The 9,852-nt window shown below is 70.0% G+C and carries 8 protein-coding genes and 1 pseudogene; 4 read left to right on the top strand and 5 right to left on the bottom strand.

The genetic code is table 11. From position 1 onward, the window contains the following. Positions 1 to 753: DUF459 domain-containing protein (locus CCR97_RS22655; RefSeq protein ID WP_201159876.1), on the bottom strand; the 753-nt coding region annotated here is incomplete at its 3' end. Between the two features lie 189 nt (positions 754 to 942). Then, the gene (locus tag CCR97_RS22650; RefSeq protein WP_111359379.1) at positions 943 to 2,346 is read right to left on the bottom strand and encodes a lytic murein transglycosylase; all 1,404 of its coding nucleotides are present in this window, start codon (positions 2,344 to 2,346) and stop codon (positions 943 to 945) included. 262 nt (positions 2,347 to 2,608) lie between these two features. Here CCR97_RS22650 and galU point away from each other — a divergent pair, with 262 nt between their 5' ends. Then, entirely contained in the window at positions 2,609 to 3,490 is an 882-nt protein-coding gene (gene galU, locus CCR97_RS22645) for a UTP--glucose-1-phosphate uridylyltransferase GalU (RefSeq protein ID WP_111359381.1), read from the top strand. 231 nt (positions 3,491 to 3,721) lie between these two features. Here the strand turns inward: galU and CCR97_RS22640 are convergent, their stop codons facing one another. Further along, positions 3,722 to 5,368, bottom strand: coding sequence for an outer membrane beta-barrel protein (locus CCR97_RS22640; protein ID WP_201159875.1), 1,647 nt, complete (start codon positions 5,366 to 5,368; stop codon positions 3,722 to 3,724). Positions 5,369 to 5,682: 314 nt separating this feature from the next. Between CCR97_RS22640 and CCR97_RS22635 the strand changes: the two genes are divergently transcribed. Beyond that, positions 5,683 to 6,678 carry a KpsF/GutQ family sugar-phosphate isomerase gene (locus CCR97_RS22635; RefSeq protein WP_111359382.1) on the top strand — a complete coding sequence of 332 codons (996 nt, stop codon included), beginning with the start codon at positions 5,683 to 5,685 and terminating at the stop codon, positions 6,676 to 6,678. Between the two features lie 95 nt (positions 6,679 to 6,773). Here CCR97_RS22635 and CCR97_RS22630 read toward each other — a convergent pair whose 3' ends face one another. Then, a complete protein-coding gene (locus CCR97_RS22630; RefSeq protein WP_244670620.1) occupies positions 6,774 to 7,412 on the bottom strand; it encodes a response regulator transcription factor in 639 nt (212 codons plus the stop codon). 355 nt (positions 7,413 to 7,767) lie between these two features. Here CCR97_RS22630 and CCR97_RS22625 point away from each other — a divergent pair, with 355 nt between their 5' ends. Both CCR97_RS22625 and CCR97_RS22620 read left to right on the top strand, forming a co-directional pair. Then, positions 7,768 to 7,947 (top strand): hypothetical protein, encoded by a 180-nt coding sequence (locus tag CCR97_RS22625; RefSeq protein WP_201159874.1) that lies wholly within the window; start codon positions 7,768 to 7,770, stop codon positions 7,945 to 7,947. Between the two features lie 378 nt (positions 7,948 to 8,325). After that, positions 8,326 to 8,793 carry a hypothetical protein gene (locus tag CCR97_RS22620; protein ID WP_201159873.1) on the top strand — a complete coding sequence of 156 codons (468 nt, stop codon included), beginning with the start codon at positions 8,326 to 8,328 and terminating at the stop codon, positions 8,791 to 8,793. Between the two features lie 72 nt (positions 8,794 to 8,865). On the opposite strand, the pseudogene CCR97_RS22615 reads toward CCR97_RS22620, so the two are convergent. Beyond that, a pseudogene (locus tag CCR97_RS22615) lies at positions 8,866 to 9,504 on the bottom strand (uracil-DNA glycosylase); the annotation flags it as partial. Positions 9,505 to 9,852 lie beyond the last annotated feature (348 nt).

Genomic DNA, 9,852 nt, shown 5'->3' with positions numbered 1-9,852 from the left:
TCCGGGCGTCGCCTGCTGGCCGGGCTGGGCGGGCTGGCCCGGTTGCGCCGGCTGGCCGGGCTGCCCCGGCTGTGCCTGCTGCCCCTGCTGCCCCTGCTGGCCGGCACGACCGACGGCGGCGCGCGCGGCGCGCGGCTCGCGGATCGGGCGGCGGTCGTTGACGCCGATCATCATCACGATGAAATCGGGCTTGTCGGCTCCCAGCACCTCCTGGAGGGCCTTCGGCCAGTCGGGATGCTCGCCGCGCGGATCGGAGCGCACGTCCTGGCGGATCAGGCCGGACTGGGTGCGGTGCTTGCGCACGACCCCCATCTCGGGCGATTCGGCGAAGGCCGTCTCCAGGCCGTAGGCGAGCCAGTCGGCCATCGAGTCGCCGAGCACCACGACGTTGGTGCTGGGCGTGCCCTCGTGCTTCTTGGGCGGCGGCGCCTTGGAGAAGTCGGCCGGCGGCGCGGCCTGGCGCTGCTCCTGGGGCGGCGCGAACGGGTTCCAGTATTGCTGTTGCTCGCGCTGGCGCTGCCGCTGGAACGGGTTGCCGAACGGGTTCTGGAACGGGAAGCGGTCGTCGAACAGTTGCGCGCGGGCCGGCGTCGCGACGCCGGGGACGAGGGCGCCGGACAGGACCGCGGCGGCCGTCTGGGCGACGATCACGAGCGCGACCGCGACGAGCGCGCCGAGGAGCCGGCGGATCGAGGCTGTCTGCGCCGGGCCTCCCTGGGCCGGGAACCGCTCGGTCTGGCGCCGCTGCATCATGGTCGATATCCGCTTCCGGTCGGTCGGGGTCCGGGGGTCGGGGTCCGGTGGGTCGGCGCCGTCTGGGCAACGCGAGCCGTCGCCGCCGCGCGGGCGCGGCGACGGTCCGCCAAGATCGTCGAAGAAGGCGGCGTTTTCAAGCCGCGGCGGTCGCCGCGGCGCGGTGAAATCCGGCGGCTCCGAAAGGACCTAGCGCGAGCGCAGGCGGTCCAGCAGGGCGGCCGAGGCGAAGCCGTCCGGGGGCAGCCCGGCGGCGGCCTGGAAGCGCTTGATGGCGGCGCGGGTGCGCGGCCCGACCCGGCCGTTGGGCTCGCTGCCGATGTCGAAGCCGCGTCGCACCAGCTGCTCCTGCAGTTCGTAGCGCTCGGCCGCGGTCAGCACCCGCTCGTCGCGCGGCCACGGCTGGACGATCGGCCCGCCGCCGCGCATGCGGTCGGCGAGATGGCCGATCGCCAGCGCATAGGCCTCGGCCGGGTTGTACTTCATGATGGCGCGAAAGTTGTTCATCATCAGGAAGGCGGGGCCGCGCCGGCCCGCCGGCACCAGGAGATAAGCCTTGTCGGCCGGGCGCGGGAACGCCTCGCCGGAGGCCCGCCGGATCCCGAGCCGCGCCCAGTCCTGCAGGGTCATCCAGCGCTTGCCGTCGGCCATGAGGTAGTCGAAGCCCGGCGGCACCACCACCTCGTAGCCCCAGGTCCGGCCCGGCTCCCAGCCGTCCTTCTTCAGGTTGTTGGCCGTCGAGGCGATCATGTCGGGCATCGAATCGACGACGTCGCGGCGGCCGTCGCCGTCGAAGTCGACGGCGTAGCGCTTGAACGAGGTCGGCATGAACTGGGTCGGCCCGAAGGCGCCGGCCCACGAGCCCTTGAGATGCTCGGGGACGACGTCGCCGCGGTCGAGGATCTCGAGCGCGGCCAGGAACTCGTCACGGAAATAGGCCTGGCGGCGGCCGACGCAGGCGAGCGTCGCGGTCGAGCGCAGCACCGAGCGGTCGCCGATCTGGGTGCCGAAGTTCGACTCGACGCCCCAGATCGCCGCGACGATGTGGCGGTCGACCCCGTAGGCCTTCTCGACCGCCGCGAAGGTCGCGGCGTGCTGGGCCAGAATCTCGCGGCCGCGCTTGATCCGGGCGTCGCTGACCAGGAGGTCGAGATAGTCCCAGAACGCCTTGGTGAACTCCGGCTGGGCGTCCATCAGATCCATCAGCCGCAGCTCCGGCGTCAGGCCGGCCGTGAGCGCGTCGAAGTTCTGGCGCCGCACGCCGCGGCGCGCCGCCTCCGGCCACATCTGCTGGACGCAGGCGGGGAACCGCGCGGCCGCGGCCTGGATCGCCTGCGCCGTCATCTCGGGATGGCCGGAGCTGCCCGACTCGCCGCTCCATGGCCGCTCGCCCGGGAGCCCGGACGGAACCGTGCCCGGGGTACTGGCCGGGGTGACGCTGCCGGTGGCACGGCGGCCGAACAGATCGTCCAGGAAGCTCTGCGCGCCGGCGGGCGCCGCGGTGCCGGCGAGCCCGCCGGCCGCGACAGTCAGGGCCACCAGCGCGGCGCGGACCGAGGGCGTCGTCCCGGTCCTCGTCGTGGTCCTCGTCATCGCGTCCCTCCGTCCCGGCCCCCGCGCATCCGCCCGGGCGTATGCGAGTGAAGGCCGTGCGTCGTTAGTGCCATCTTAACGGCGCGTGGCGTCGTCACGGCGCAATTGCGGCGTCTCCGCGGCAGTGTCGCGCAGCGTTCGCGGCGACCGCGCGGCGGTTCGTCCGACCGCCTGTTTATCCATGGACTACGGCGTCGCGCCGTGGTTCTTTGCCGCGGCTCCCGACCCTCTGTCGGCCTGCACCATTCATGCGAACAGCGACATGACCAAGCCCATCCGCAAAGCGATTCTTCCCGTCGCCGGTCTCGGCACCCGGTTTCTGCCGGCGACCAAGGCCATGCCCAAGGAGATGCTGCCCGTCGTCGACCGACCGCTGATCCAGCACGTGGTCGACGAGGCGCGCGAGGCCGGCATCGAGCACATCATCTTCGTCACCGGCCGCAACAAGGCGGTCATCGAGGATCACTTCGACCGTCAGTACGAGCTCGAGGTGACGCTGACCGAGCGGCGCAAGTTCGCCGATCTCGAGCATCTCGAGCGCGACCTGCCGATCCCGGGCCAGACCAGCTTCACGCGCCAGCAGTCGCCGCTCGGCCTCGGCCACGCCGTGTGGTGCGCCCGCGACATCGTCGGCGAGGAGCCGTTCGCGCTGCTGCTGCCGGACGTGCTGGTGCAGGCCGAGCGCGGTTGCCTCGCCCAGATGATGGACGCCTACAACGAGGTCGGCCAGCGCGGCAACATCATCGCCGTCGAGGAGATGCCGGACGACAAGCTGCACATGTACGGCGTCGTCGGCGCCGGCAAGTCGACCGGCAAGGCGTTCGCCGTCACCGAGATGATCGAGAAGCCGCCGCGCGGCAAGGCGCCGTCCAACCTGATCATCACGGGCCGCTACATCCTGCAGCCGGAGATCTTCGGCATCCTGGAGAACCAGAGCTGGGGCGCCGGCGGCGAGATCCAGCTCACCGACGCGATGATCAAGCTGGCCATGAACCAGCCCTTCTTCGGCGTGAAGTTTGAGGGCCGCGCCTACGACTGCGGCTCCAAGATCGGCTTCCTGGCCGCCAACGTCGCCTACGCGCTCGCCCGCGACGACATCGCGCCGGCGTTCCGCACCGAGCTGAAGCGCCTGCTCGGCGAGTGATCGGGCTACTCGCTTCACCTCTCCCCGCCGGGGAGAGGTGAAGGACGTGCGGCCGCCGCTCAAGTGATCAGGTCGCGCTGATAGACCTCGCGGCACACTCCGCGCCGTCATGCCCGGCCTCGTGCCGGGCATCCACGTCTTTCAGCACACTGCCGCCATTGAAGTTCGTGGATGGCCGGGACGAGCCCGGCCATGACGGAAGCAGCGGGGCGTCGCTCCCCTGCGGTCGTCTCACCGCTGCAGGCGCAGGCCGACCGTGACCTGGGTCGCGTCCCAGTCGACATTGGTGATGTCGGAGCGCAGCCAGTCGTGACGCAGCTCGGTCTTGAGCTGCACCTCGCGGGTGAGCTTGTAGAGCAGCGCGAGCGACACGAGATAGCGGTGGTCGACGCGGTCGGACCCGACATAGGAGTCGATGCCGGTGCCGATCTGCGCCGTGCCGATCAGCCAACGCCGGAAGGCGTGGTCGACCTGCAGCGTCACGTTGCGGCTGAACACGCCCGAGAGGCCCGGCACGATGATCTCGGACGCGACCGTGGTGCCGATCAGCTTGACGGTCGTCAGACCCGACGCCGTGTAGGTGAGCGCCGCGTCAATCGTGAGGCCCGACATGTTGGTGAGCTCGTCGTCGACGTAGAAGCGCCACAGCCAGCCGAGCGACGCCTCGCCGGTGAGCTTTTGCGAGAACTCGAAGGTGCTGCCGGCCTTGACGAACAGCCCCTTGGAATCACGATCGTAGCCGTTGCGGTCGAACTTCTGCGAATGAATGCGGGTGTCGCCGCCGGTCTCGACGAACGGCTTGAGGGCGGGCTTGAGCTCGTAGGCGACGCGCAGCGCGCCGCCGTACTGGTTGTACTCGCGGTCGGCGTTGCTCGACGTCGTGCCGTCGGCGAGCAGGGAGTCCGAGTAGACTTGGTGATCGAACGTGCTCTTGCCGGTCACCTCGAGCCGGTTGAAGCCCTGCGTGTAGCCGAAGGTCGTGCCGACCGTGGTGACGATCGGGAACCGCTTCAGGCCGGTCTGCACGTTGGGGCTGCCCGGATTGTCGGTCGAGATGATGGCGCGGGCCTCGCCGTCGAAATGCGACAGCTTGTCGACGTCGTAGCGGCCCGTCACCCGCGAATCCATGGTCGGGCGGTCGATGATCTCGGGCGTCGCGGTCGATGCCACCGTGCCGGGATACTCGACCACGGGCGGATAGGTCTGGCCGTACCAGGTGTAGCTGCCGCGCAGGTCGGCATTGAGCTGATGACGCTGCCAGTCGGAGCGAATGATCAGCTCCGGGGCGACGCGGGTGAAGCTCGAGCCCTTGAGCCCTTGGATGCGGGTCGGGTTGGTGTCGTAGCCGGTGGTCGTCTCGATCGCCGGGCGCAGCGTGAAGGCGCCGACCCTCACGCCGGTCGGGGCGAACGGGTCCGCCTCGATGCCGACGGCGCGGCGCGGGATGATCGCCGCGACCGGCACGTTGAGGCGCGACGTCGTGTCGATGTCGGGACCGCCGCGGCGCCGCAGCCGATCCAGCACGACCACCGGGACCTGCTGCGGATTGGTGCCGCGCACCAGCGGGGCCGGCAGCGGGGCGCGCTTGAGCCGGGCCGCCTCCTGCTGGCGCTGGGTGAACGACAGCGTCACGCGCGGCTTGGCGGCGTTCTTCGAGTCGAACTGGGTCGTCGGCCGGACCGGCGGGCGCGATCCTGCCGGAGGCGTCTCGTCGATGGCGCCGAAGCGGGATCGGCCGTCGGGGCTCGCGGCCGTCGGATCGGCCGGCTGGAAGCCCGGCGCGAGAACGCCGCCGCCGTCACGGGTCGGCGCGAACAGGCCGGGCGCCGCGGCGGCCGGGTCGGGAGTCGTCTGGGCGCCGGCCGGGCCGACCGCCACGACTGCCAGCCCCGCGCCGATGATCGCGCCTGGACCGAGCCATGCGGTCAATCGAGAGCTGGGGCGCGGCAACGATACATCCTCCACGCCGGCCGGCGGCACAAAACTGGTTAACCGGAATAGCGCCGGTATGGTTAACGCCCGGTTCACGGGCGTTTCCGCCCCGCGTCGGCGACGGTTGCGCGCCGGCCAAAAACGAGTAGAGACGGCGCATGTCAGACGTCATCCTGCCGCCCGGCGAACCGCCGTCCACCGAACCGCCGTCCAGCCACGTCCCGGCCGAGCGTCCCGCGATCGACCGCCCGGTCGTCGATATGCCGCCGACCGATCTCGTCCCCGGCACCGACCACGATCTCGTCGAGACCGGCCTGCGCACCCTGGAGGCGGAGGCGGAGGGCATCGCCGCGCTCGCCGCCGCCATGCGGGATGGGCTGCGGGCGCCGTTCACGGCCGCCTGCACGGCGATCCGCGCGGCGCGCGGCCGCGTCGTCGTCAGCGGCATGGGCAAGTCCGGGCATGTCGGCAAGAAGATCGCCGCGACGCTCGCCTCGACCGGCACGCCGGCCCTGTTCGTGCATCCGGCCGAGGCCGGGCACGGCGATCTCGGCATGATCACGCCGGACGACGTGGTGATCGCCCTGTCGTGGTCGGGCGAGACCGTCGAGCTGCGCGCCCTGATCGACTATTCGCGGCGCTTCTCGATCCCGCTCGTCGCGGTCACGTCGGACGCGGCGAGCACGCTCGGCAAGGCGGCCGACATCGTGCTGGCGCTGCCGCAGGCGCGCGAGGCGTGCCCGCACAATCTGGCGCCGACCACCTCGTCGCTGATGCAGCTCGCGCTCGGCGACGCGCTGGCGATCGCGCTCTTGGAGAGCCGCGGCTTCACGCCGCTCGATTTCCGCGCCCTGCATCCGGGCGGCAAGCTCGGCGCCGCCCTGAAGTTCGCGCGCGACCTGATGCACACCGGCGAGGCGATGCCGCTGTGCCGGCTCGGCGCCCGCATGGGCGCGGCCGTGCTGGAGATGTCGACCAAGGGGTTCGGCTGCGTCGGCATCGTCGACGCCGAGGGGCGGCTCGTCGGCATCGTCACGGACGGCGACCTGCGCCGTCACATGCGGCCTGACCTGATGGAGATTCCGGTCGATGCGGTGATGACGCGGCGGCCGATCTGCGCCAAGCCCGACCAGCTCGCCAGCGAGGCCCTGCAGGTGCTCAACCGCGCCAAGATCACGGCCGTGTTCGTGATCGACGGAGCGATGCCGGTCGGCATCGTCCACCTGCACGATCTGTTGCGGATCGGGGTGGCCTGATCAGACACGGCGCACGGACGCCGGACGGAGCCGGCGCCGCCTGTGGCCCGGAGCCGACCGGGCTCCGGGCCGGCTCCGGGCCACCGACGGTGGGCTCAGGGAAGCCGCCGCATCGCTTCCTGGGGGCGCGTCAGCGTCCAATGGATCGCCTGGGCGCGATTGGGGACGCCGAGCCGGGCCAGGATCCCGGAGACGTGGATCTTCACGGTGTTCGGCGAGATCGCCAGCATGCGGCCGATCTCGATGTTGCTCAGCCCTTTGGCCATCAGCTCGAGGACCTGGCGCTGGCGCCGGCTGAGGGCGACCGACGGACCGGTCCCCTTCGGGTCGACGAGGGCGTGCGCCTCGGGCAGCTCGACCGCGTCGGATCCCGTCGCCGCGGACCGCATCGAGCGCTCGATCGTCTCCATCATCCGCTCGAGCCGGGCGTTGAACGGCTCGACCCCGAAATCGTCCTTGAGGACGACCGGCTTCGGCCGGTCCGCCGAGGCCGCCGGCATCAGCCGCGAGATGTCGACATGCAACAGGATCGCGCGCGCGTCGTCCTTCGCATACGGGAAGCCGAGCATCAGGAACCAGCTCTGGGTGGTCGGCGTGTGGCACGGATAGATGAACGAGAGGCAATCGACCCGGCCGTTCAACAGCTGGGTCACGCCGTCGATGATGCGACCCGATTGCTCGTCCGCGAAGGCGCAATACTGGAGATAGTTTTGGCCGATGCCGCTGTTCGGCAAGCCGAGGCCCGCGCTCTGGGCGAAGTCTCTCCAGCCGGAATTCGCCGCCAGAATGGTTCCGGACCGGGCCAGAATGACGATCCGAACGGATTGTCCAGAGAACAACGTTTCGCTGGTCGCAAAAACGCGTTCGAGCTCCGGATGTGTGCTGCACGTCGCGAGGTTATCCATCATAAACTTTGCTTCATATCCTACGATGAGCTGCATAGTCCGAGTCGCCGTTTAAATTTATTCTAAGTAGATCGCCCGGTACAGGCAGTTCGCCAAGGTGGATTACCTGAGCCCAACTTCGATTCATGAATGACAGCGGTGTGCGGCTAGCCAATAAGAGCTAGTAAGTTGTCCGAAAGGGCTGATGTTCTTGAAACGTTCGCCATTCCAAGGTGTGACTGCACGTTCTGATTGTGGCCTCGCCTCGGGAATTCATTTCAAAAATGCAGCGATCGAACAGCTCCTTCCTGTGCTTAGCGCCCGTTTCGACGGGATGAGAAACAGCGATTTTGTTCCGGTACGCATCACAAAGTCCGGTGTGTGACTCGCCACCGCGCAGAGATTCTGGTTGTATGACCGAAGGATGACACCTATGCGCGGTTTTCGGAGGTGTCGAAGACCCGGATATCGCGCAGCCTGCGCGCCTCGAGCCGGTTTCCGACGTTCCGGGCGGCTCCGTGGCATTCCATGTCGGCGTTGCGACGTCGCGCAGCCGACGTCCGGCGCGGGTTCATCGGCCCGACCGCCACGTGTGAATTGCCTGCCGCCGGTCCTGCTGTCCTGCCGAGGCGCACACCGTGACGTGGTCCGCCGGTGCAGCCGGGACACACTGGACCGGCTTCGTGCGTGGCGCCGGCCGGCGAAGCTTGACCCCCGCCGGCCGGCGCGCCACGGTCGGCACGGGGGAAGTGGGGGACTGGCCATGAGCGCCACTCGGAAGTTCGTCCGGTTGCTGGCGACGGCTGCGGCCGCGGCGCTCACCGTGAGCGTCGCGGCCGAAGGCCGGGCGGCCAACCTGTTCGAGCTGAACTTCTGGCTCTCCGGCCCGCGCTACGACGCGGTGGTGCCGCTGTGCGAGGAGTCCTGGCCGCTCCTGCAGATCCAGCAGGCCTTCGCCGAGAAGGAGCGCCGCTTCTGGAACTCGGAGCTGACGATCGTCGGGTTCGAGCGGGTCCACGAGGTGAAGTTCATGCCGTGGGCCTCGGGCACCATCCCGCGGCGCTTCTGCACCGGCCGGGTGCTGACCTCCGACGGCAAGGCCCGCACGATCAACTACTCGGTCGCCGAGAGCACCGGCTTCGCCGGGGCGAGCTCCGGCGTGGAATGGTGCGTGGTCGGGCTCGACCGCAACTGGGCCTACAATCCGGCCTGCAAGATGGCCCGGCCGTAACGGCCGGCACGCCGCGTCCGCCCCGACGACCGTCCAGCTCGAACGTAGCCGACACCCGCCGCGCGGATGCTGTCACGCGCCGTCGCGCCGCCCCGCCGCGGCTTCGGCCAGCGCTGCCTTCACGGCGAGAAAGTCACGCCAGGCGAGCCGCTTCGCCAGCGGCTGGCGGAGCAGATAGGCCGGGTGGAAGGTGGCGATGGCGCGGATCTCGCGCCGCCCCGTGTGATACGTGAACCACCGCCCGCGCGTCTTCATGATCCCCTCCTTGATGCCGATCAGGGTCTGGGCGGCCGGCGCCCCCAGGCACACCAGCACGGCCGGATCGGCGAGCTCGATCTGGCGCTTCACGAACGGCAGGCAGGTCTGGGTCTCGATCGGCGTCGGGGTGCGGTTGCCGGGCGGCCGCCACGGCACCGTGTTGGCGATGTAGGCGGCCGTCTCCACCGGCCCGTGCCGGTCGATGCCGATCGCCGCCAGCATGCGGTCGAGCAGCTTGCCCGAGCGGCCGACGAAGGGCAGGCCCTCCAGATCCTCGTCGCGGCCCGGCGCCTCGCCGATCAGCATCAGGGGGGCGCCCGGCTTGCCGTCGGCGAAGCACAGCTTGTTGGCCGTCGCCTTGAGGGCGCAGCCCTCGAAGCCGGCCAGGATGGCGGCGAGCTCGGCGGCGCGACCGGCCACGTCACCGGCCCCGCGCCGCTTCTGCGCGTCGACCACCCCGACATCGACCACGAAGCTCTCGTCCTCGCGGAAGGTGCGGACGTCGACATTGCCGATGAAGCCGAAGCGGACCGTCGTCGCCTGCTCCAGGATCTCGGTGTCGACGCCGCCGACCATCGGCGGCATGTTGCCCTTGGCGTCGGCGAGATCGAACTTGAGGGCCGCGTCGAAGGTTAGGACGAGCGCGTCCTTCTCGCGCGAGGTCGCCACCGGAATCAGATCGGGCAGATCGAAGACGTAGCGCGAGAACGTCGGCTGGTGCGACACCCGGACGCGCGTCAGCGGCATCTGCTTCTGGCGGACGAGCTGCTGCTGCTTCTTGATCTTGCGCTCGGCCTCGCG

It is taken from the genome of Rhodoplanes elegans, from assembly GCF_016653355.1.
Taxonomy (GTDB): domain Bacteria; phylum Pseudomonadota; class Alphaproteobacteria; order Rhizobiales; family Xanthobacteraceae; genus Rhodoplanes; species Rhodoplanes elegans.
Note: the sequence above shows the minus strand (reverse complement) of the source record. Positions and strands in the feature narration are given on the sequence as shown.

What these genes read in the sequence shown, in the direction of transcription:
- CCR97_RS22625 (WP_201159874.1), top strand. Translation starts at nt 7,768, where the DNA reads ATGTTCTTGAAACGTTCGCCATTCCAAGGTGTGACTGCACGTTCTGAT.
- galU (WP_111359381.1), top strand. Translation starts at nt 2,609, where the DNA reads ATGACCAAGCCCATCCGCAAAGCGATTCTTCCCGTCGCCGGTCTCGGC.
- CCR97_RS22650 (WP_111359379.1), bottom strand. Translation starts at nt 2,346, where the DNA reads ATGACGAGGACCACGACGAGGACCGGGACGACGCCCTCGGTCCGCGCC.
- CCR97_RS22635 (WP_111359382.1), top strand. Translation starts at nt 5,683, where the DNA reads ATGCCGCCGACCGATCTCGTCCCCGGCACCGACCACGATCTCGTCGAG.
- CCR97_RS22620 (WP_201159873.1), top strand. Translation starts at nt 8,326, where the DNA reads ATGAGCGCCACTCGGAAGTTCGTCCGGTTGCTGGCGACGGCTGCGGCC.